General features: G+C 69.1%; 19 protein-coding genes and 1 pseudogene. 8 read left to right on the top strand and 12 right to left on the bottom strand.

The annotated features are described in order from the left end of the window. Positions 1–56: 56 nt before the first annotated feature. On the top strand, positions 57–1,895 hold the full coding sequence (locus tag IEQ11_RS23370) for a DUF885 domain-containing protein (RefSeq protein WP_191823641.1): 1,839 nt from the start codon (positions 57–59) through the stop codon (positions 1,893–1,895). 839 nt (positions 1,896–2,734) lie between these two features. Here the strand turns inward: IEQ11_RS23370 and IEQ11_RS23375 are convergent. Next, positions 2,735–4,855 (bottom strand): annotated as a pseudogene (locus tag IEQ11_RS23375) (serine hydrolase domain-containing protein). Positions 4,856–4,865: 10 nt separating this feature from the next. On the opposite strand from IEQ11_RS23375, the gene IEQ11_RS23385 reads away from it, so the two are divergent. The 3 genes from IEQ11_RS23385 to IEQ11_RS23395 all read left to right on the top strand — a co-directional run bounded on the left by IEQ11_RS23385 (position 4,866) and on the right by IEQ11_RS23395 (position 6,593). Then, positions 4,866–5,564, top strand: coding sequence for a hypothetical protein (locus tag IEQ11_RS23385; RefSeq protein WP_191821980.1), 699 nt, complete (start codon positions 4,866–4,868; stop codon positions 5,562–5,564). Between the two features lie 88 nt (positions 5,565–5,652). Next, positions 5,653–5,853, top strand: coding sequence for a hypothetical protein (locus tag IEQ11_RS23390; protein ID WP_152670184.1), 201 nt, complete (start codon positions 5,653–5,655; stop codon positions 5,851–5,853). Positions 5,854–5,882: 29 nt separating this feature from the next. Beyond that, positions 5,883–6,593 carry a helix-turn-helix domain-containing protein gene (locus tag IEQ11_RS23395; protein ID WP_082723694.1) on the top strand — a complete coding sequence of 237 codons (711 nt, stop codon included), beginning with the start codon at positions 5,883–5,885 and terminating at the stop codon, positions 6,591–6,593. Positions 6,594–6,761: 168 nt separating this feature from the next. Here the strand turns inward: IEQ11_RS23395 and IEQ11_RS23400 are convergent, their stop codons facing one another. The 6 genes from IEQ11_RS23400 to IEQ11_RS23425 all read right to left on the bottom strand — a co-directional run bounded on the left by IEQ11_RS23400 (position 6,762) and on the right by IEQ11_RS23425 (position 13,261). Then, entirely contained in the window at positions 6,762–8,084 is a 1,323-nt protein-coding gene (locus IEQ11_RS23400; RefSeq protein ID WP_191821981.1) for a JmjC domain-containing protein, read from the bottom strand. Next, positions 8,081–9,277, bottom strand: coding sequence for a hypothetical protein (locus tag IEQ11_RS23405; protein WP_191821982.1), 1,197 nt, complete (start codon positions 9,275–9,277; stop codon positions 8,081–8,083). The genes IEQ11_RS23400 and IEQ11_RS23405 overlap by 4 nt, the downstream gene beginning before the upstream one ends. Then, a complete protein-coding gene (locus IEQ11_RS23410; protein WP_191821983.1) occupies positions 9,274–11,703 on the bottom strand; it encodes a DUF6624 domain-containing protein in 2,430 nt (809 codons plus the stop codon). The genes IEQ11_RS23405 and IEQ11_RS23410 overlap by 4 nt, the downstream gene beginning before the upstream one ends. A gap of 120 nt (positions 11,704–11,823) precedes the next feature. Continuing rightward, complete coding sequence (locus tag IEQ11_RS23415) at positions 11,824–11,973, bottom strand: hypothetical protein (protein WP_157754237.1); 150 nt, start codon at positions 11,971–11,973, stop codon at positions 11,824–11,826. 52 nt (positions 11,974–12,025) lie between these two features. After that, positions 12,026–12,178, bottom strand: coding sequence for a hypothetical protein (locus IEQ11_RS23420; protein WP_157754238.1), 153 nt, complete (start codon positions 12,176–12,178; stop codon positions 12,026–12,028). Between the two features lie 399 nt (positions 12,179–12,577). Continuing rightward, positions 12,578–13,261 carry a YdcF family protein gene (locus IEQ11_RS23425; RefSeq protein WP_191821984.1) on the bottom strand — a complete coding sequence of 228 codons (684 nt, stop codon included), beginning with the start codon at positions 13,259–13,261 and terminating at the stop codon, positions 12,578–12,580. A gap of 284 nt (positions 13,262–13,545) precedes the next feature. Between IEQ11_RS23425 and IEQ11_RS23430 the strand changes: the two genes are divergently transcribed. Genes IEQ11_RS23430 through IEQ11_RS23440 form a run of 3 tightly spaced genes read left to right on the top strand, consistent with a single transcriptional unit; the run spans position 13,546 to position 16,440 of the window. Further along, positions 13,546–14,751 carry a beta-ketoacyl-[acyl-carrier-protein] synthase family protein gene (locus tag IEQ11_RS23430; protein WP_191821985.1) on the top strand — a complete coding sequence of 402 codons (1,206 nt, stop codon included), beginning with the start codon at positions 13,546–13,548 and terminating at the stop codon, positions 14,749–14,751. 23 nt (positions 14,752–14,774) lie between these two features. Further along, positions 14,775–15,563, top strand: coding sequence for a beta-ketoacyl synthase chain length factor (locus IEQ11_RS23435; RefSeq protein WP_191822029.1), 789 nt, complete (start codon positions 14,775–14,777; stop codon positions 15,561–15,563). Then, positions 15,556–16,440 (top strand): glycosyltransferase family 2 protein, encoded by an 885-nt coding sequence (locus tag IEQ11_RS23440; protein WP_191821986.1) that lies wholly within the window; start codon positions 15,556–15,558, stop codon positions 16,438–16,440. Before IEQ11_RS23435 ends, IEQ11_RS23440 begins: the two co-directional genes overlap by 8 nt. Before the next feature lie 422 nt (positions 16,441–16,862). Here the strand turns inward: IEQ11_RS23440 and IEQ11_RS23445 are convergent, their stop codons facing one another. From IEQ11_RS23445 to IEQ11_RS23460, 4 genes are all read right to left on the bottom strand, one after another. Further along, positions 16,863–17,360, bottom strand: a complete 498-nt coding sequence (locus IEQ11_RS23445) for a DUF4156 domain-containing protein (protein WP_046658250.1) — start codon at positions 17,358–17,360, stop codon at positions 16,863–16,865. Positions 17,361–17,750: 390 nt separating this feature from the next. Then, entirely contained in the window at positions 17,751–18,341 is a 591-nt protein-coding gene (locus IEQ11_RS23450) for a hypothetical protein (RefSeq protein WP_191821987.1), read from the bottom strand. Between the two features lie 291 nt (positions 18,342–18,632). Next, positions 18,633–19,373 (bottom strand): 3-oxoacyl-ACP reductase FabG, encoded by a 741-nt coding sequence (fabG, locus tag IEQ11_RS23455; protein ID WP_191821988.1) that lies wholly within the window; start codon positions 19,371–19,373, stop codon positions 18,633–18,635. Positions 19,374–19,500: 127 nt separating this feature from the next. Beyond that, complete coding sequence (locus tag IEQ11_RS23460; protein WP_148650588.1) at positions 19,501–20,010, bottom strand: hypothetical protein; 510 nt, start codon at positions 20,008–20,010, stop codon at positions 19,501–19,503. 106 nt (positions 20,011–20,116) lie between these two features. Between IEQ11_RS23460 and IEQ11_RS23465 the strand changes: the two genes are divergently transcribed. Beyond that, the gene (locus IEQ11_RS23465) at positions 20,117–20,374 is read left to right on the top strand and encodes a hypothetical protein (RefSeq protein WP_191821989.1); all 258 of its coding nucleotides are present in this window, start codon (positions 20,117–20,119) and stop codon (positions 20,372–20,374) included. A gap of 120 nt (positions 20,375–20,494) precedes the next feature. On the opposite strand, the gene IEQ11_RS23470 is transcribed toward IEQ11_RS23465, so the two are convergent. Then, positions 20,495–20,926, bottom strand: a complete 432-nt coding sequence (locus IEQ11_RS23470; protein ID WP_191821990.1) for a hotdog family protein — start codon at positions 20,924–20,926, stop codon at positions 20,495–20,497. Between the last annotated feature and the right edge of the window lie 43 nt (positions 20,927–20,969).

Here is a 20,969-nt window from a genome sequence, read left to right on the forward strand (position 1 = left end):
GGCCCAGACCGCCGCGAAGCCGATGCTGGAGCCCTTCACTCCACCCGGGTCACCTCATGAAGCCGCTCGTTCTCGCCGTCGCCCTGGCGCTGTCCGCGCCCGTCCTGGTCCTGTCCGCCGCGCCCGCGCACGCCGCCGATGCGGCCAAATCCGACACCCAAGCCAAGGCGCCCGCCGCCAAACCCTCGCCGGCCTGGGTCGAAACGAGCAACCGCTACACCCAGATCCTGATCAAGGCCCAGGCCGATTTCGCCCCGGAAGGCTTCTCCTTCTTCGGCATTCCCGGCTACGACGACAAGGTCACCGACCTCAAGCCGCAGGTGAACCAGCGCTTCCGCGCCGCCATGGCCAAGGCCAAGAGCGAGCTGCGCGAGAAGCTGCAGGTCGAACGCGATCCCAACGTGCGCCAGGATCTGGAAATCCTGATCGGCGCGATCGACGACAACGTCGAGGGCAACGAACTCAACGAACGCCTGATGCTGCCGTGGTTCGACGCGCCGCAGACGGTGTTCTCCGGCATCAACGGCCTGCTCTCCGACCAGACCCCGCCCGAACGCCGCGCCCAGGCGCTCGCGCGCCTGCAAGCCTATGTCGGCCTGGCGCCGGGCAGCGAACCGCTGACCGCCCTCGCCCGCCAGCGCTACGAAGAACGCCTGGCCGCCGATTCCAGCCTGCTGCAGCCGACCAAGCTCGAAGTCGATCAGGCCCTGGGCAACGTCGACACCTACGTCGCCGGCATCCGCAAGCTGTTCGACAAATACAAGATCCAGGGCGCCGAGCCCGCGCTCAAGGCGATGGAAACCCAGTTGCGCGAATACGGCCAGTGGACCCGCGGCGCGGTGCTGCCCAAGGCGCGCAGCGACGCGCGCCTGCCGCCGGAGTTGTACGCATATCAGCTCAAGCAGTACGGCATCGACATCGATCCGCAGCTGCTGATGCGCCGCGCCCAGGTCGAATTCATGGAAACCCGCGCGGCGATGCGCCAGCTCGCGCCGCTGGTGGCGCAGGCCAAGGGCCTGAAGGTCGCCGATCCGCACGATTACGTCGCGGTGATCCGCGCGCTCAAGCAGGACACCATTCCCAACGATCAGCTCGAACCGCGCTACCGCAAGGTCATCGACGCGATCGATCCGATCATCCGCAAGGAACAGATCGTCGACGTGCCGCAGCGGCCGATGGTGATGCGCCTGGGCAGCGACGCCGAGTCGGCCTCGCAGCCGGCGCCGCACTTCCTGCCCGCGCCGCTGGTCGGCAACACCGGTCAGCAGGGCCAGTTCGTGCTGCCGGTGGCGGTGCCCAATCCGTCCGGCAAGACCCTGCACTACGACGACTTCAACTACGAATCGGCGGCGTGGACCTTGTCGGCGCACGAAGGCCGCCCGGGCCATGAGCTGCAGTTCACCGCGATGATCGAGCGCGGCATTTCGCTGGCGCGTTCGATGTTCGCGTTCAACTCGGTCAACGTCGAAGGCTGGGCGCTGTACGCCGAAGCCGAGATGGTGCCGTACGAGCCGCTCGACGGGCAGTTGATCGCGTTGCAGTTCCGCCTGCTGCGCGCCTCGCGCGCGATGCTCGACCCGATGCTCAACCTCGGCCTGATCGATCGCGCCAGCGCCGGCAAGCTGCTGCAGGAGCAGGTCGGTTTCTCCGAGGCGATGACCAAGCAGGAACTCGATCGCTACATGTTCAACGCTCCGGGTCAGGCCGGCAGTTATTTTTACGGTTACAGCCGCATCCTGGAGCTGCGCATGCAGACCGAGCTGGCCACCGGCGATCGCTTCGACCGTTTGAAGTTCAACAATTTCCTGCTCGATCAGGGGCTGTTGCCGCCGGCGCTGTTGGCCAAGGCGGTGCAGGAGAACTTCGTGCCGGCGCAGAACAAGACCAAGCGCTGATGTTCAATCGCAAATCGGCGTTTCGATTTGCACCTGCAATCTAATTCGCCGTTGCCGTTGCCGTTGCCCTGGCTTGGCTCGCGCTCGACGTCGAGTTCCACCACCAGCGCTGCGAGGCTCGTAACTCGCGTTAGCAACAGGACACCCGAAGGGCGGCGCACATGGATGTGCGCCGTGCGCCACCGAGACAGGATGTCTCGTGTGGCGCATGCCCGCGTAAGCACCGCACTTGCGGGCCTTTGATTCAAAGAAAAGCATTTTTCTTTGGTTACCTTTCTTTTGTTGCTTTAGACAAAAGAAAGTGACCCGCCGCTTCAGCGGCGGAACGCTTTTGATCCTGCTTGCAGCTTTAAAGGCTTCAAAGCTCTAGAGCTTTGAAGCCAAAGGCAAGATCAACAGCTTTCGTCCGCAAGCGGCCGAGTTACTTTCTTTTGTCAAAAGCGACAAAAGAAAGGTAACCAAAGAAAAACGCTTTTCTTTGAATCAAGTACCCGCAAGTGCGGAGCATTCGCGGGCATGCGCCACACGGGACATCCTGTCCCGGTGGCGCACGGCGCACATCCATGTGCGCCGCCCTTCGGGTGTACTTTTGCTAACGCGAGTTACAGGCTTCGCAGCGCTGGATGCGTGGACTGAAATGAGGCTTGAAGCAAAGCAACGACAGCGGCAGTGATGCGGGGCTGTCGCGTTGATGCGCGTCGATAAATCATTGAAGTTAGATCGCGACTCACGTCGCGCGACGATGAGCGCCCGGTTCAAGACCGACGGCAACATCGCACCGAAAAAAAGCCGAGAAACCCTCGGCCTTTTCGTTGCCTGCAGAAGAAGCCGCGCTCGCCTCAATACACCAGCGACCAACTCATCGTCTTCAACGCGAACACGAACCAGACCGTCGCCACGCAAGCCGCCGCGATCGCCACCGCGCACACCCGCCGCAGGCGCTGCAACGGCCCCCGCCACGCGGCGCGCGCGTTGAGGCAGGCGACGATCGCGATCGGCACGCTCAGCAATCCCAGCAACTGGGCCAGACGCATCCAGCCATCCAGGCCGCCGTCGAGCGCGCGAACCGAAGCCTCGGCGCGGGCGAGCAGCCACCACCACAACCCGGCCAGCGATAGGTTGGCGATCAGGCCGAACATCGTCAGCAATCGCAGATCGCGCTCGCGGCCGTCCAGACGCAGACGACGCTGGGTCTGGTAGCGCACGATCGCGGCGATCGGCCACAGGCACAGCGCGAGCGCCTGCACGCCCAGGGTCGCGAACAGCAACGGCAGCATCCAGCCGGGCGAACGCCAGCCCGGGACCGGCTGCAGCCACATCGCCGCGGGCACGTCGTCGCTGCTGATCGCGACCACCTCGGCGCCGCTCATCTTCGCCGCGAGCCGGCTGTCGCCGCCGACTTCGCGCCACACATACGGCTCGATCTCGCGCCAGCGCTTGATCCGGCCGTCGCGGCCGCGCAACGACGACACCGCGATCGTGTCGTCATCGTTCAAGACCACCGTCGCGCCGCCGAACAAGCGCGCCATCGCCAGGAAATTGCTGGCCGAGCCGCGGCTGTTTTCGTAACGCCCGCGCAACTGCTCGCCGTGCAGATGCGCGGTCGGCAGGGTCGGCAGGTCGGCGAGCGGACTGGGGTAATAACGCTGGATCACGCCTTCGACCAGATCGCGATGCAGCGCGCGCCCGGCGCGGGCCGGGCCGTCGGCGGATACGAACACGCCGAGCCGGTGCGCCGGCAACAGCATCAGGCTGCTCTGGAACGCTTCGGTGGCGCCGCCATGACCGATCACCACCGGACCGCGGCCGTCGCGACGGAAAAAGCCCAGCGCCATCGCATCCAGCCCCGGGATCGGCCGCAGCGCGGTCGCCTGCATCGATTGCAGGGTGTGCGGCTGCAGGATCACGTCGCTGCCGTAACGGCCCTGATCGAGCTGGGCGAGCATGAAATGCGCCATGTCCTCGCCGGTGCTCGACAGGCTGCCGGCCGGCGCGGGATTGACCAGTTCGAACGGCACCGGCGCGGCGCCGGCGGCGACGTAGCTTTGCGCCATGTCGCCGGCCAGGCCCTTCGGCAAGGGCTGACGGAAACTCGAACGGTGCATGCGCAACGGTTCGAACAGATGCTCTTCGACGTAGTCGTCGAACGGCTGGTCGGCGACGCGTTCGACGATGTAACCGGCCAGGGCCGCGCCGTAGTTCGAATACGCCGGCACCGTGCCGGGCGCGTAGATGCGGCGCGGCTACACCGCCTTGAGGTAGTCGCCGAGCTTGCGCAGGCGCGAGGGATCGGCGGCGAACAGATGTTTGCTCGATTCCTCGAAGCCGGCGCTGTGGGTCATCAGATGACGCAGGGTGATCGACTGGCCGTAGTAGTCGCGGATCTTGAAGTCCAGGTAGGTGTTGACGTCCGCGTCCAGGTCGAGCTTGCCGCGTTCGACCAGTTGCATCACCGCGGTCCAGGTGAACAGCTTGGAGATCGAACCCGGCCGCAGCAGGGTGCGCGCCGGGTCCATCGGCTTGCGCCGCTCCACGTCGGCGTAGCCGTAGCCCTTGGACAGCAGCAGCTGGCCGTCCTTGACCACCACCACGACCGCGCCGGCCAGGCCGCCGCGCGCGATCGCCTGCGGCACCAGGCCGTCGACATAGGCTTCCAGATCGGCCGCGCCGAGTTGCGGGATCGGCGCGGCGCCGACGGCCTCGACCAGGATCGCGCCGGGCGCGCTGGCGGCGCTCGGGTCGAGCGCGAGGTCGGGGGTGGCGGCCGACGGCAGCGGCGGCAGCGCTTCGATCCTGGCCGGGTCGGACGCGTGCAAGGGGTTGGCCGAGCTCTGGGACGCGGTGGGGTCGGTGTCGGACAGGACCACCGTGGGCGCGGGTTGCGATGCCGGCGCAGGCGACGACGGCGGTGGCGCGGGCGAGGGACGCGCAGTCGGCAGATTCGCTGGCGCGGGTGGCATCGGTGCGGGTTTGGCCGCGACCGCCCCGGCAGGCGCGGTGCTCGGCGCGGCGGGTTTCGGCGATGGCGGGCTGGGTTCCGGCTTGCGCGTGGCTGCGGCCGGGGTCGATGGGGTCGGCGCGTTCGAGGGCTTGGCCGGCGACGGCGACGGCCTGGTCGCGGCCGCCGGCGCTTTCGCGGGCATGCGCGGCGCGGGCGCGGCGCGCGACGGGGCGCCGGCCCGGGCCGGCGTGGTTTCGATGCGGCTGGGCGCGGCGGAAGCGGGCGGCGCGGGGATCTGCACGCCCGCGGGCGGCGCGACCCTCGGGGTGGCGGCGGCGCGCGCGATCGCCGCGGCCGGCGATTCGCGCTCCTGCGGCGGCGGCGGCCGCAGTGGCTCGCTCGGTGTCGGGCTGGGCGGCGGCGCGGGCGCCGGGCGCAACGGCAAGGCCGTGGTGGTGGCGGGAAACGCCGACGCCGGGGGGCGGGTGTCGGTGGCGCGGGTCGATGAGGCGTTCGTGGCCGGCGGCGTCTGCTGCGCTCCGGCCGAGCCGGCCGCGAGCAACAGCCCGCCCACGACACCCGCCGCACCGATGGCGCGCATCCAACGTTTGGACTTCATGGTTCCCCCGACCTTGCGCCCCGAGCCGCGCGCGAGCGCGTTCAGGACGCGGTCGCGGACGATGCCGACCGAGCGTCGGCGCGCAGAGTGTAAGCGCGGAAACCGCTGAATTCAGGCCTGATTCGCGTCATCCGGGGCGGTGGCGGCGATGTTGTGGCGAAGCATGTCGACGCGAATCACAACGAAGTGCAGCAGGTATGTTTACCGGCACGCAAAATGTCGCCAGCTCTCCCGTGGACGCGCGCGAACCAGCGCCGAGCGTCGACCTCGTCGCAAAACCGCACTTCAACCGTGCGCTTCCGATCCAGCCGCGTCCGCTTTCCAAACCGCCAAACGTATTTCTCAACATGAACATCCCGCCAGGCATCGCGCTTGGCAAGGCAGGGGCGGCCGCCTAGAGTCGCCGTGACCCCTCTCGGCCGCCTCCATGCCCGCCAAGCGCAGCAAGCACCTCACCTCCGCCGCGCCGACCACCACCCACAACCCGGGCGTGGCCCTGCGCGCGCTGCGCCGTCAGCGCGGCTGGACCCTGGCCGAGATCGGCGCGCGCACCGGTCTGCCGATTTCGACCCTGTCCAAGATCGAGAACGGCAAGATGTCGCTGAGCTTCGACAAGCTCACCCGCATCGCCCAGGGGCTGGAAGTCGATATCGGCGAATTGTTCTCGTCGCAGTCGCCGGTCGGCAACGACACCTTCAGCGGACGCCGCAGCATCACCCGCGCCGGCGAGGGCTATGCGATCCGCACCGAACACTACGATCACCTGTACCCGGCTTCGGAACTGCTCAACAAGCGGCTGGTGCCGATCATCGCCGAGGTCCACGCGCGCTCGCTGGAAGAGTTCGGCGAACTGATCCGCCACACCGGCGAGGAATTCGCGCTGGTGCTGGAGGGCGTGATCGAACTGCACAGCGAGCTGTACGCGCCGGCGCGGCTGGAGGCCGGCGACTCGATCTATTTCGACAGCGCGATGGGCCACGCCTACATCGCCGCCGCGCCCGGCCCCTGCCGCGTGCTCGCGGTGTGCTCGGGCGGCGAGTCGCATCTGCGCGACGCGATGCTGCGCCAGAACGGCGCCGAGGCCGCGCGCCCGGCCGCCGGCCGCGGCGCCAGGAAACCGCGCGCCGACGACGCCTGAGCCGCCGCGCCTGCCACAAATCCCGGCGCAACGCAGCGCGGTACGCAAGCGTCGTTGGCCCGTCATTGCCGATAGCGGTCACAAGACCCGCAGACAGCGATCACGGCGCGCGGTTTTCGATTCCGGAAAATGACATTCACATGACGGTGCGATCGCGGCGTAGTGCGTTCAATCGCGCAGCCGCCGCAAGCCGTGGCATTGGTCCAGCCATTCCAGCAAGGCGTTCGCCGCGCGGCGATGCGCCGCCGTGCCGCGCAGCAACTCGCTCACCCGCGCGGTTTCGCCGCCGTGCATCCGCGCCAGCAGCGCGCGCTCGACCGCCGCATCGCCCTGCACGCGCAGGCCGTGGCCGTTGATCGCGAACTGCCACGCATCGCGATCGCGTCGCTGCAATACCCGCTCGCCGGTGGACAAGGCGATGCGTTGCGCCGGCGTCAAAGCGCGCGCGCGTCGGCGCGGCGGCACCGGTTCGAAACCACCGGCCGACAAGCGCTGCAACGACAGCGCGCCGATTCGCGCGGCCAGGGCGCGCGGATCGGTGAGTTGCGCGCTCAGGCGCCAGGCTTGCGCCAGCGCCAGCGGCAATTGGTCGGCGAGCACGCCGTCGGCATCGATCGCATCGCGCGCGCTCACCGGCACGTCGTCGCGCATGAGCGCGCGCAGCAGTTGCGCGGACGGATCGATCAAGGCGTCGGCCTGGCCGATATCGACCAGCAAATCCTCCAGTTCGTAGACCGGCCGATGCTCGGTGCGCGGCACGCCAAGATTGACGCTGGTGGCGACGCCGCCGCCGATGCTTTCGCCGACGTGGTAGTAATCGGCCGGCCAATACAGCACGTCGCCGGGCTCGGCCTCGACCACGAACGAACCGGCCAGATGGCCGCGGTAATCGGGCAAGGTCGACACCGCGTCGGCCCACGGCTTGGCGGTCCAGAAGCGCATGCGCTTGCGGCCTTCTACCGGGATCATGAAGGTCGCGAAGCGATCGCGATGCACGCCGACCGGGGTGGATTCGTAATTGCCGTGGAACAGCGTGGTGATCGCGCCGGTGATCGGCAGGCCGGCGTGACGCCACAGCGGCGCGAAGAATTCGCGCTCGCTGCGCCACAGCGCGAATCGATAACTGTGGAAGGCGCTGATCACCAACGCATAGCGCCGCTCGCCGAGCGCGCCCAGCATGCGCTGGCGATACCCGGCCATCGAGCCGTCTTCGCGTCGCGGCATCCACGGCGTGGGATCGAGTTGTTGCAGACGATCGAGGGTGACCAGGCTGTTGTCGGGTTCGCCGGGCAGGCGGCGACGGCTGCGCGCGGTCGCGGCCAGCGCGCTGCGGAACACTTCGTCCAGCGCGAACGGACGGCCGTGGGCGACGCCCTTGAACAGCACCGGTCGGCGGTCCCAGTCGTCGCGCACGAACGCGGCCCAGTCGAGCGATTCACGGACGTGCAGATCGGGAGCCGGCGGATCGGTCATGCGCAAGTCCGCGCTCATTCGGCCTCCTCGCCGCTGCGCAGCACCGCGCGCAACGCGTACAGGCGCTGCAGCAGATCGAGCACGCCGCGGTCGATACGGCCACGGCGTTGCGAGCGGCACAGGTCGGCGACGCGTTGCCGTTGGCCGTCGCGCAGCTCATCGAGCAGTTGCTGCGCGCGCGGATGCTCGGGCATGGCGAATACATGGCCGTTGATTGCCCACACCCAGCCCTCGCCATCGCGCAGACGCAGCAGCGGGCTGCGCGGGTCGAGTTGCACGCAATCGTCTTCGTGCAGGGTCGATTCCTCGCGCGGCGCCGGCACCGGTTCCAGCGCCCATGCGCTGGCGCGCGCGGCCCAGGTCAGGCGCAACGCGTGCTCCAGACCGCCGCCGGCCACCGCCGCCGTCGCCGCCGCGCCCACTCGGGTCAACGGCGCGAGCGCGGCGATGCCGTGGCGACCCGCGCGCGGCGGAAACGCCAGCATCGCGACGCGTTCGTCCTCGCCGAGCGCATCGTCGACCTGTTCGGCCAGCAGGTTCTTGGTCGCGATCATCGCGTCGGCGGCGTGGGTGGGAATCGCCAGGGCCAGACCGAGAGTGGCGCCGTCGTCGGCTTCCTCGTACCAGCGGCGCCCGGGCCAGCACAGCAGTTCGCCGGGTCGCGCGCGCAGGACTTGCTCGGGCGCGCGCTCGCGTCGCGGACGCCTGCGCCACAGCCGCACCTCGCTCGCGCCCAGCAGCGGCAGGCGCAAACACGCGTGGCGCGGGTCCAGGCGCGCGCCGAGCGTTTGCGGCTGCGCGTCGCCGATCCACAACGCCGCGTCGACCGGCAACGCGGGACAGCCGATCGCCGCGAACAAACCCGCGAGCAGGTCGCGTGTCGCCGACCACAAACGCTCGTCCAGAAACAGCGGCTGGCTGACCCGCAACTGGAACCGCGCGCCGTGCAGGCGTTCGCGCACCCGCCGCACATAGGCCGGCGCATCGCGATCCTCTTCGCCCGGCAGCAGATCGCCGGGCGCGCGCATCAATCCGCCGTCGAGATAAAACCGCACGTCCGGCAACGCCATGAAGCGGGTGCCGGCGCGGAACGGCGCGGCCGCTTGCACGATCAGGGCGAACGCGCGCTCGGGCGTGAGCCGGTGGGCGACACCCGGCAGGCAGTACGGGCGCCGATCCCAATGCGGCAGCAACGGCGACCAATCGATCATGACGCGGCCCCGTTCGATGCGAACGTCGCGCGAATGCGTTGCGCGTACTCGGCCAGAGGTTCCAGACCCATCTCGCGACGGCGCGCATCGACCTGCGTCGGCCGTTCGATCGGGCACGGCACCAGCGCCGAACCGCGACGCCGGAACTTGGTGCCGAAGCATTGCCTGCGCCCGCGCTGCACGCGCAAGGCATCGGTGAGATAAGCCAGATCGCGCAGGCTCATCTCGCCGTCGCGCGCGGCCTGTGCGATCAACGTCAGGCATCGATCCTGAAACTCGCGCGGCCCGTCGGCGTGCTGCAGCAATCGGCACGCGGCCGCCGCCGCATCTTCGCCGACCAGGCTGCGGCCGGGCCAGCCATGACGATCGACGACCTCGCGCAGCCACGCCATCGCCGCCTGCACCTGCGCCTGCAACTGCGCTTCCAATGCGGTATCGCTGAAACCGCCGTCGCTCCACGGCGTGCGCAAGGCCGTATCGATGCGATCGATGCGCAGCAGGCGTTCGCGGATCGCATCGGCATCGTCGAGCGCGTCGTCGTCGGCCGGCGTGGTCGCATCGGAGATCGCCTCGATCCGCAGCCCGATCGTTTCGCCGGCCCATCGGTACACCAGCCGCCGGTCTTCGCCCGGCCACTCGAACGCGACCTCGCCGTCCTGCGCGCCCTGCCATTGCAGACGCACGCCCAGGCGCGGGTCGTCGAGTTCGCCCAGCAGCCCGCCGCGCGCGCTCAGCTCGGGCAGCACATAGGCGACCGCGTCGCGCAGCGCGACGCCGAGTTGCAGCAGATCCCAGCTGTCGCCGGCCAAGAACTCCGGCGACGGATTGATCTCGTCGCCCGCGCGCGGCTGCGCCCCGACCCCCTGCGGCGTCCAGGCCTGCGGCGGCGGCGCGAGCGCCAGCAGCGGCGCGTCGGCCTGGATGCGGCGGAAGAAATACGGCACGTCGCCGCGCCGCAGTTGCGCGCGCTCGCTGGCGCTGAAGGCCGGCGCGGGTTCGTCCGATTCCGTGGTCGCGGCCGCGACGCCGAACGGATCGCGCGCCACGGCGTAATCGGCGGTCGCGCGCACCAGCACGCGGGTGTAACGGCCGCGCACGGCGCGGCGCAGATCGCGCTGCACGTCGTCGCGATGCAGATGCACCAGCATCCACAGATCGAACATGCCGCGCAGGAACTCCAGCGGATACGCGCCATACCCCGCCTTGCCTTCGCGATCCACGACCAGGCTGCGCGCCTGCTCGCGCCGCCACGGACGCACCGTCGCGCGCAGCCGCCGCACGCCGTCGCCATCGGCGAAGAACGCCACGGCCGGGCCGTCGATCTCGCCCGTCAGCTTGCGTTCCAGACCGGCCGGATAGCGGCCGTGATCGCGCTCGCCGGTCACAAGGCCGGTGTCTTCCAGGCGCCGCGCCGGAAACAGGCACACTTCCAGATCGACCGGGATCAGCATCGTCTCGCCGTCGCGTTCGCCGCACAGCACATTGCCCGGACCGAGATCGACCAGACCGAAGCCGAAGCAGGCCGCGGCGAGGGAACCGGCGCGATGCCAGAACCGCCGTGCCTGCCGCGCCGGCAACACCGTCGCATGCACGCGCCCGTGCGCGGCCGGCAAACACCGATAACGGCCGGGCGGTTCGATCCATTCCTGCCACAGATAGGCCGCGCGATCGCCGCCGCGGCCATGGAACACGCGCAGCGTCGGCAGACGGATCGCGCCCGAGGCCGGCGCCAACCGGTTGAGCCGCGCGAACACGCCGCCGCCATCGTGTTCGGCGAGAAAAGCGATTTCGCTGTCGGCCGGGCGCGGCTTGTAGGCCAGCGCGCCGCCGCGTTCGAACTGCAATCGCAGCACGCTCTGGCGGCCGTTGTGGGTTTCCTCGGGATTGGCCCACAGCGCCTGGACGCGGCCGTGATACCCATGATCGGCCAACACGCCGCCGCGGCGGTCGCGCGCGAGCCGGCGCAGGAACAGGCGCAGGAAGTCGCGATGACGTTCGCCCAGCTCGCGCAGCCGCGACGGCACCCGGCGCCCGCTCAGGCAGATCAGCAAGGCCTCGCGCACCACCGGCGCATGCAGCGCGCCGTTGTCGAGCGACAACGCGGCGGCGGCGACCGTCACGGCATGGCGCCGCGCGAAGGCCTTGCAGTCGCGATCGAGAATGTCGAGAAATTCGCCCCAGCGCCGCAGCCGTGGATCGCGCAAGGCCACACCGATGCGCGCCGCATCGCGCGGCCCTGTCCACGCGCCGGCCGGTTGCAGCAGTCCGTCGTCGTCGATGCGCACCCGCGGCGGCCACCACCACGCCTCGCCGTCGCGCGTGCTCAACGCGGCCAGCCAGCGGCGCAATACCGACGATGATTCGGGCTCGACCGGGGCTGCAGCGCGAGCGGCCCGGGCCGGCAGTTCGATCGACAAATCGCTCATCGCACTCCGCGGCGACGTCCGTGTGCGGGGCGTCGACGCGCGCGGCGCGCGAAGACGGCGAACGCATCGCGGCCGGCGTCGGGCCGGCCGCGATGCGAGTGATTCAAAGCCGTCGCCGGCTCAGAGCAGGCAATACACGCGGATGCAGGTGCGCGCGCGATAGTTCGCCGCGCTCGGCGACTTGGTCTGCATTTCGCCGATCTGCAAGGCGCTGGCCTTGCGCTTGGCCGGCAGCGGCTTGTGCGCGGTCGAGGCTTTCTTCATTTTCATGTGGCGTTCTCCAGTGCGGTGTTCGAAGGCGTAAGCGGTGGCGACCCGCGGATCAGACGCAGTAGATGAAACGGCTGCAGCTGCGCGGCGCGTACTGGCCCTGTTGCGGGGCCTTCTTCTCGAACTGCGCGGGGGTGAGCTGCAACTTGGCGGCCGACGGCTTGGACGCGGAAACGGCCTTGTGGGCGGTGGCGATCTGCTTCATGTGAACTCTCCTTGAGACGACTCGTTGTCTGCGCGGAGCGCCGGCGGCGCGGCCGCGAACGATGTGCCCGACGGTGATGAATCACGCAGCAGCGCGATCGCCGCAAGGCGTTCCGACTCTAGCCGAAGCCTCCGCGCCGACTGTTTTTATCTGTCCAATCCGTGAGCCGGTTCTCACGACGCGGCCTGCGTCTGAACGCACGCAAACGAACGGACCGGACCGCGACAGCGAAAAAATCCCTTGAAAACAGCGCGATCGAGCCGATCGTACGATCGGCGATGGCTGCCGGCGATTGTGCGTTTGCAACAAGAACCGGCGACGGGCGGCGAATACGCCTTGCGACCGGCTTAACCGTTCATCCCGTCGGCGCCGATGACGCGGACAGCGCCGGCGCCGCGCTCACTTCAGGCGCGAGAGCATGCGCCGGTTGCCGGTCAGTTTCGCCCAGCGCGCGCCGACGTCGCTCATGCACACGTAGGCCGCTTCGCCGGCCAGCCGCAGCAGCATGCGCGGCCCCAGTTCCAGCCGCGGCTCGGCCGCGCACAGTTCCCAGTCGTAGCCCAGATGACGCGCGAACCAGGCGCAGCGCGCGAGGTGATAGCGGCTGCTGAGCAAGGTCACCCGCGAGCGCATGCCGTCGCCGAGCACGATCCGCGCGTTGCGCAGGTTCTGCAGGGTGTCGCGCGAATCCTGTTCCAGCCGCAGCGGCGCGTCGTCGCTCAGGCCGCGCGCGACCAGACCGCGGCGCGCGAGTTCGGCTTCGCTGGGTTCGCCGATCGGGCCGCCGCCGAGCAGCAACATGCTATGCGGCGGACGCTCGCGCCACAGCGAAACGGTGCGGTCCAGGCGGGCTTCGAAATCGCGATCGATGCGCCCGCCCGGTGCGTGCTTGCCGAACAGCAGCACGCACTCGCCGCGCTCGGGCCGGCACGGCGCGGTGCGCGCGACCCGCAGCACGTGCAGGAAATAGCCGACATAGACCAAGCCGGCGCTGAGCACGCACACCGCGCCGGTCACCACCGCGACATGCAGGATGTCGCGATCGCCGAACAGTGCGATGCGGTGGGCGGTGCGGGTGGTCACGGCGGTGGGATCGATGCGGAAGACGGGTCGGGATGGATCGATCCGGCGAACGCGCCGGGCCGCTGCGAAGCTGGGGTCGGTCGGCCACGATGGCACTGAGGCGATCGGCCCGAACCCGCGCGAGCCGAAACCGCGTCGCCGCGAACCGGCGCCGACGATGAACCAGCCCGCCCCCTTCATGATACGCGCCGCCGTCGCGGCCGGCCGCTGCCGCCGCTTGGCTATACTTCCGCCCTCACCGCCAGCAACGACACACACAGATAGTGCCATCCAACGTCTCAGCGATGCCGCCTCTGGCGATCCGCGCCTACACCGCGACCACCGCCCTCGGCCGCGGCCTCGATGCCCAGGCCCGCGCCCTGCGCGAGCGTCGCAGCGGCCTGCGCCGCAACGATTTCGCCCCGCTGGCGCCGGGCGAGGCGCCGCTGGATTGCTGGATCGGCCGGGTCGAAGGGGTCGAGCAGGCGCCGCTGCCGGCGCATCTGGCGTCGTGGGAATGCCGCAACAACCGCCTGGCCTGGCTGAGCCTGCAACCCGACGGCCTGCTCGAGGCGATCGCCGCCGCGGTCGCGCGCCACGGCGCCGAGCGGGTCGCGGTGATCGTCGGCACCTCGACCTCCAGCATCGGCGCGACCGAGGAAGCCTATGCGCGGCTGGAGGGCGAGGATCGGCATTTTCCCGCCGATCTGAGCCGTCCGCTGCTGCATACCCCGCACTCGCTGGGCGCCTTCGTCGCCGCCGCCACCGGTTTGAGCGGCCCGTGCGTGACCGTCGCCACCGCCTGCTCGTCCAGCGCCAAGGTGTTCGCCCAGGCCGCGCGGCTGATCCAGGCCGGCCTGGCCGACGCGGCCCTGGTCGGCGGCGTCGACACCTTGTGCGGCAGCGTGCTGTTCGGTTTCAACTCGCTGCAACTGGTGTCGAGCGAGCCGTGCCTGCCGTTCGATGCGCACCGCGTCGGCCTGTCGCTCGGCGAGGCCGGCGGGTTCGCCGTGCTCGAACGCTGCGACGGCGACGAAGCGCCGGGCTCGCTGCAATTGCGCGGCTACGGCGAATCCAGCGACGCCCACCACATGTCCTCGCCGCACCCCGAAGGCCTCGGCGCGCGGCTGGCGATGATCGATGCCCTGGCGCGCGCCGGCATCGGCGCCGAACGCGTCGGCTATCTGAATCTGCACGGCACCGCGACCCCGGCCAACGACCAGATCGAAGCGTTCGCGGTGGCCTCGCTGTTTCCGCCCACGCTGCATGCCAGTTCGACCAAGGGCTGGACCGGCCACACCCTCGGCGCGGCCGGCATCGTCGAATCGGCGATCGCGCTGCTCGCGCTGCAACACGGCCATCTGCCCGGCATCCTCAACAGCCGCGTGCCCGATCCGGCCAACGGCCCGCAGATCCGCTTCGACAACGCCGAGGCGACGATCGACTACGCCATGAACAATTCCTTCGGCTTCGGCGGCAACAACTGCTCGCTGGTGTTCGCGCGCGCATGAGCGATTCCCGTCAACCTGCGGCCGTGTTGAGCGCGGTGATCGAAGGCATCGGCTACTGGAGCCGCGGCCTGCCCTCGTGGGAGGCCGCGCGCGCCTTTGCGCTGGGCGGCGCGGAGGTCGCCGATGCGCCGTCGCGGCCGTCGCCGCTGCTGCTCGCCGCCAACGAACGCCGGCGCGCGCCGGAAACGGTCGCGGTCGCGCTCGACGTCGCCCTCGCCGCCTGCCAAGCGGCCGGCCGCGATCCGGCCGCGTTGCCGTCGGTGTTCGCCTCCAGCCACGGCGACATGGCGATCACCGATTACATGTGCAGCACGCTGGCCTGCGAGCCGCGCACGATCTCGCCGACGCGTTTCCACAATTCGGTGCATAACGCCGCGGCCGGTTACTGGACCATCGGCGCCGGCGCGATGCGCCCGGCGACCGCGCTCAGCGCGCTGGAAGCCAGCTTCGCCCAGGGCTTGATCGAGGCGCTGGTGCAACTCGCCGCCGGCGACGACGCGGTGTTGCTGGTCGGCTACGACGGCGCCGCGACCGGGCCGTTGGCGCGGGTCGCCGCCAGCCGCGGTTTGCTCGGCGCGGCGCTGGTGCTGGCGCGGCCGGACCGGCGCGGCGCGGCCGCCGGCCCGCTGCTGCGCGCCTGGCTCGGCGACGGCGAGGCCGGTGTCGGCGACGGCAAGCTGTCCGCCCGCGAAACCGGCAACGCCAGCGCGGCGATGCTGCCCTTGTTCGACGCCCTCGCCGCGCGCCATGATCGCCTCGCGCTGCCGGCAGGCGCCGGTCGCATTTTGCAGGTGGAATTGGCCCATGACTGATCTCGCCTCGTCGCCAGGACGCGACCGTGCCTCGCCGGCCACGGCGCCGGAGCGTGGCCGTCCCGCGCGACTGGACCGCGGCAACATCGCGGTAGTGATTCCCGCCCTCAACGAGGCCTTGCGCATCCGCGAGGTGGTCGAAGGCGCGCTGGCCCAATGCGCCAACGTGATCGTGATCGACGACGGTTCCGACGACGGCACCGGCGAGCGCATCGCCGATCTGCCGGTCACCGTGCTGCGGCATGCGCAACGCCAGGGCAAGGGCGCGAGCCTGCGCGACGGCTTCGCCGAGGCGCAGCGGCGCGGGTTCCTGGCGGTGATCACCATGGACGGCGACGGCCAGCATTCGGCCGACGACATCCCGCGCCTGATCGACAGCGGCAACCGCCATCCGGGCCATATCGTGATCGGCGCGCGCCTGCGCAAACGCGCGGCGCAGCCGACCTATCGCCGGCTGGCCAACAACTTCGGCGATTGGGGCGTGGCCTGGGGCACCGGCTATCAGGTCGCCGACAGCCAGAGCGGCCAGCGCCTGTACCCGGCCGAGGTGATCGCTTTGCGCGACGTGCCCGGCGAGGACTTCGTGTTCGAAGCGCAGATCCTGATGTCGGCCGCGCAGCAGTTGGGTACGCGCTGCGTGTCGGTGCCGATCGAATCGCGCTACAGCAGCGACGCCTCCGACGAACAATTCCGCGCCAGCCACTTCAAACCGCTGCGCGACTTCAGCCGCATCACCTCGCACATCGTGCTGCAGTGCCTGCGCCGCGGCGGCGTGCCCGACGTGTACCGCAGCATCCGCGCCAACCCGCCGCTGATCGACGACCCGACCGGCGAGTTCGCCACGATGGGCGATAAGATTCACGCGAATACGCGGTGAGTTGACCGCGTTGCAAACGCGGCGCTGCGCGCGACACGTTGCAACCGCGAATCACCGGACACCCATGCGTTCCCCCCCTTTGTAAAAGGGGGCAGGGGGGATTCGCTTTTGCCTTTAGCTTCGCTCAAAGCCAAAAGCAAAAGCTCAAATCCCCCGCATCCGCTGCGCGGATGCCGCCCCCTTTTTCTAAAGTGGGCAAAAGCAACGGCGCGACTATCGACATCGTATTGCTCATGCACGTCGTGTCGCGCGTGCGGACCGAAGTTCTGCGCAATCTTGTTCGAGCTGCTTCGCTCCTGCGGCTTCGCTCCCGCTGCTTCGCTCTTACTGCTTCGCTCTTACTGCTTTGCGCTTACTGCTTTGCGCTTACCGCTCCGCCTGCACCGCCCTGCCCTAACGCTGCCTGAGCCAACCGCTCGGCCTCACTCGCGCGGCGGAACCGGCGGCGGAACCGGCGCCATCGGACCCTGCGGGCCGCGATCGCTCATCGGCGGCGGATTGAGCACATAGATCGCGGTGCCGCGCGCGAATTTCTGCCGCGGGCTGATGCTGACGCCGACACCGCCGCCGCTGAAATGACGCCCGCCGCCATAGCTGCCGCCGCCCGCGCCCAGGCTCACGCCGGTGCCGCCGCCACTGTCTTCGGTGCCCTGGAACAACACCCCGTTGGCGCCGAGCTTGGCCGCCTCGACGCGCAGCTTGTCGAGCACCGAATTCATCTTGTTCTGCTCGCCGTAGGTGAACGCGCCGCTATTGCTCTGCAACAGGGCGATTTCCTCGTAACGGCTCGGCGGCGGGGCGAAATACACCCGCACCTGCTCCACCGGCACCGGCGGTCGCGGTTGCCCGGTCAGCACGTGGGAACTGGCGCAGGCCGCCAGCAAGGAGACAAATGCGATGAGAATCAATGATCTAAGCATGATACGACTCCAATCCCCGGTCCGCCCCATGCTACGCCCAGACGAGATCAGGTAACACAACCCGGCGGCCGGGTATTCCACGCGGGCTCATACAGGTGAGCGCAGGTCGATCCGACCGAACCTCGCCGGCCCGGCACGGCCCGAAGAATCGCCCATCCCCGCGCCCTGCGCGCCTACTCAGGTGAATCTTGATCAGACTGCGACGCGATCGGGCAAACGCGAACGGCGTCCGCCCGGCGCCGCGCACGCCACTTAGAACTTGCTGCGCCGGCGCGGCGCGAACAGCCGTCCGCCCTCGCGCGATGCACGCATACGCAAACGCCCCGATCACACCATCGATCGCAAGCGGACAAACGCCCACCGGCGTCTGCCCGGCACCGCGCACGCCCCTCAGGACTTGCCGCGTTCGTCCTTGCGATTCTTTTCATTCTTGCCGGTGCGCCCGCCGACCGCCTGATCGCGGTTGTCGGTCAGATAGGTCGCGACCATTTCGCTGATGCGGATGTTCATCGCCTTGTCGGTGCCGCCGAACGAATACGCCGCGCCCCAGGCGTTGGCATGCTGATAGAACTCCGGCTCGGCGATCACCTCGCCGCTGGCCGCGTCGGTCATCTTGACCGTGACCAGGATCGCCGAGCCGCCCGCGAGCACGCCGCCGAGCAGGCGTTTGCCGCCGCTGATGTAGCGGATGTGGCGCACCACCGGCTCGATCTTCAAGGTGCGCGGCGCATCAGCCGAGCTGGCCGACTCGTTCCAAGCCTTGAGGATCGGCGGCACCCGCAGATCCAGATTCGCCTGCAGGCGCTCGCGCGCGAGTTCGTTGCCGCGCTGTCCGGCGTACGGCGCGTCCATGCCCAGCGGCGCGATTTCGAAACGATCGAAGCGCTTCAACGGCAGCGACGGCGGCGGATTCATCTCGTTGCGCGCCTCGACGTACTCGACCAGCTCGCCGTCCGCATACGCCGCCAACGGCGCGGACATTGCCCACGCCAGAGCTATCGCCAGAGCGATTTTCTTTACCGATTGCATACCCACCCCCCGTGAATACGACGATGTCGCGCGCAGCCGCGCGTCGTCGATGTTGTCGTTTTGATGAAGCGACGACCGATCCCCATCGGTCGTCGCGCCGAGCACTATGCCGCCATGAGCTGACGTGCACAAATCCGCTTCGGCCAAGCCCATCGACCGCGAGCCGGCGCGCGATCCCGCGGCGGCATCGCATTCCACTTGAACAGCCGGCGCGCCGACGCCGCGCTTTCACGCGGCATGTCCTCAGCCCATCGCGCCGTTGATGCCGATCACCTGGCCGTTGATGTAACCGGCCTGCTCGCCGCACAGGAAGCTCACCAAGGCCGCGACTTCCTCGACCCGGCCGGCGCGGCCGGCGGGCACCATCTGCTTGATCGCTTCGGGCGGAAACGCCTGCGCCGCCATGCGGCCTTCGATCACCCCGGGCGCGACCACGTTGACGGTGATGCCGCGACTGGCCATTTCGCGGGCCAGCGATTTGCTCGCGCCATGCAAACCGGCCTTGGCCGCGGCGTAATTGGTCTGGCCGCGATTGCCCAGCACGGCCGCCACCGACGACACGCTGACGATGCGGCCCCAGCGCGTGCGCGCCATCGGCAGCAGCAACGGCTGGGTGACATGGAAGAAGCCGTGCAGCGATACGTCGATGACCCGCTTCCACTGCGCGTCGCTCATCCCCGCCATCGGCGCGTCGTCGTGGATGCCGGCGTTGTTGACCACGCCCTGGATCGGACCGGCTTCGAGCAGGCCTTCGATCGCCGCGCGCGCGGCCTCGCCGTCGGCGACATCGAACGCGATCGCTTCGGCCTCGCCGCCGCTGTCGCGGATTCGCGCGACGACCTCCTGCGCGCGCTGCAACTGGCCGTTGGCATGCACGATCACCCGCCAGCCGTCGGCGGCCAGGCGCGTGCAGATCGCGCCGCCGAGATCGCCGCTGCCGCCGGTGACCAGGGCGCGGCGCGCGGAATTGACAGACTCAGGCATGCGGACGGCTCCGTGGACGGTAGCCGATTGTCCCCGTCCCGCCGCCGCGACGGAAGCGGCGCGGAACGGGGACCCGCCGGAGACGGTGCGCGACGATCGCCGGGAGCGACGATCCGACGCGCGCCGATCAATACTGCGGACGGTCGTCCGGATGCGGCGGCTGATCGCTGCGGCCATGCAGCGACTGCGCCGGCGTGAGCGTGTGGGTGAACACCCGGCCCTCGCCGTCGCAGGCCAGTTCCTGCACGCCGCGCCACATCGCCCACTCGCGCGCGTCGCCCTCGTCGCCGTGCTCGTCCTCGCCGTCGACCACCACCACGCACCACTCCAGGGTGCGTCGCGCGTACGGTTGCAGCGGCATGCACGACACGGCGGGGAATTCGAGTTCGGTGCGGCCGTTATCGACCGTGGTGTCCAGCCACGACTGGAACACCGGCAGATCCGTGGCGAACAAGCGGTGCATGTCGACCCAGGTGTCCTGCGGGATATCGCGGTTGTCGTGGCGATCGTTGCGTTCGAACCAGGCCAGCTGCGCGCCGCGACGCTGATTGAGCCGGACCCGCAGGGTGAAGCGATGGCCGACCTGCGCTTCGTCGTGGTGCAGGCTCAGATCGTCGAAATGGAATTGCATGGGCATGGGACCGGTCCTCGGCGAGCACGCGGCATGAGCGCGTTTGTCGGGAGGAACGCCTCGGGAGCGCGGGTGTGAAATCATGGCACCCGGATTCGACAGGCATGCCGTCATGCACCAGGAAGAAACCGCGCGCGCGCTTTATGTCCAGGTCAAGGCCGAAACCCAGGATCCCATCGCGGCGATACGGGCGATCCGGACCCGATACGGACTATCACTTGCGGCAGCCAAGGAAATCGGATTGCAGGCGGACGGAATCGCACCCTCACTGGATGCGCATCAAGAACGGCTGATTCCAGCGATTGCCCAAGCGCTTGAAGATTCCTGCGGTCCAGATGATGACGACCCACACCGTCCAACACGTACTTAAGACGACTGATCCGATCACGCCATCTGGCGTCATGCATTACGAAGATCATTCGCAATACGAGGTTCTTCTTCGGAGCGGCGTCAGCCGATAAACCTCATCCGATACGATCGCGCCGGCCGATCAGCCCGGCCGCGCCATCACCGCCGCGCGCCCCTGCGCGATCAGATCGCCGGCATGACGGATCTCGAATTCGTACTGCCAGCTCTCGCCGGTATCGATCAGCTTGCGCGCCGTGCCTTCGAGCGCGCCGGGCAAGTCGTCGATGCGCGCGAGCCGCAACTGCACCCCGCGCAGCGCGACTAGCACGCCGGGACGAATCGCCGCGCCGTCGCGCGCGGCCAGCAGGCCGCCATGCACGGCCATGGTCTGCGCGCCGTATTCGCACAGATGCACCGCATGCAGACGCTGCGCATGCCGCAACGGATGCGCCGGATCGCGATGGCCGAGGCTGCGCAGCACGATGCGTTCGTCATCCCAATCGACCACTTCCTCCCACAGGCACATCAGGCCCTGGTGCGGAATCAGCGCGGCGATCGCCTCACGCGTGCGCATCGCTACCCATCCACAGATCCAATATCGAATCGGACTCGAACCG

The organism is Lysobacter capsici (assembly GCF_014779555.2).
Lineage (GTDB): Bacteria > Pseudomonadota > Gammaproteobacteria > Xanthomonadales > Xanthomonadaceae > Lysobacter > Lysobacter capsici.

Bases quoted from the DNA above. Each gene is read 5' to 3' on its own strand.
- IEQ11_RS23445 (WP_046658250.1), bottom strand. From the start codon at position 17,360: ATGCTTAGATCATTGATTCTCATCGCATTTGTCTCCTTGCTGGCGGCC.
- fabG (WP_191821988.1), bottom strand. From the start codon at position 19,373: ATGCCTGAGTCTGTCAATTCCGCGCGCCGCGCCCTGGTCACCGGCGGC.
- IEQ11_RS23400 (WP_191821981.1), bottom strand. From the start codon at position 8,084: ATGAGCGCGGACTTGCGCATGACCGATCCGCCGGCTCCCGATCTGCAC.
- IEQ11_RS23395 (WP_082723694.1), top strand. From the start codon at position 5,883: ATGCCCGCCAAGCGCAGCAAGCACCTCACCTCCGCCGCGCCGACCACC.
- IEQ11_RS23415 (WP_157754237.1), bottom strand. From the start codon at position 11,973: ATGAAAATGAAGAAAGCCTCGACCGCGCACAAGCCGCTGCCGGCCAAG.
- IEQ11_RS23450 (WP_191821987.1), bottom strand. From the start codon at position 18,341: ATGTCCGCGCCGTTGGCGGCGTATGCGGACGGCGAGCTGGTCGAGTAC.
- IEQ11_RS23390 (WP_152670184.1), top strand. From the start codon at position 5,653: ATGTTTACCGGCACGCAAAATGTCGCCAGCTCTCCCGTGGACGCGCGC.
- IEQ11_RS23410 (WP_191821983.1), bottom strand. From the start codon at position 11,703: ATGAGCGATTTGTCGATCGAACTGCCGGCCCGGGCCGCTCGCGCTGCA.
- IEQ11_RS23440 (WP_191821986.1), top strand. From the start codon at position 15,556: ATGACTGATCTCGCCTCGTCGCCAGGACGCGACCGTGCCTCGCCGGCC.
- IEQ11_RS23460 (WP_148650588.1), bottom strand. From the start codon at position 20,010: ATGCCCATGCAATTCCATTTCGACGATCTGAGCCTGCACCACGACGAA.
- IEQ11_RS23465 (WP_191821989.1), top strand. From the start codon at position 20,117: ATGCACCAGGAAGAAACCGCGCGCGCGCTTTATGTCCAGGTCAAGGCC.
- IEQ11_RS23430 (WP_191821985.1), top strand. From the start codon at position 13,546: ATGCCGCCTCTGGCGATCCGCGCCTACACCGCGACCACCGCCCTCGGC.
- IEQ11_RS23405 (WP_191821982.1), bottom strand. From the start codon at position 9,277: ATGATCGATTGGTCGCCGTTGCTGCCGCATTGGGATCGGCGCCCGTAC.
- IEQ11_RS23370 (WP_191823641.1), top strand. From the start codon at position 57: ATGAAGCCGCTCGTTCTCGCCGTCGCCCTGGCGCTGTCCGCGCCCGTC.
- IEQ11_RS23470 (WP_191821990.1), bottom strand. From the start codon at position 20,926: ATGCGCACGCGTGAGGCGATCGCCGCGCTGATTCCGCACCAGGGCCTG.
- IEQ11_RS23420 (WP_157754238.1), bottom strand. From the start codon at position 12,178: ATGAAGCAGATCGCCACCGCCCACAAGGCCGTTTCCGCGTCCAAGCCG.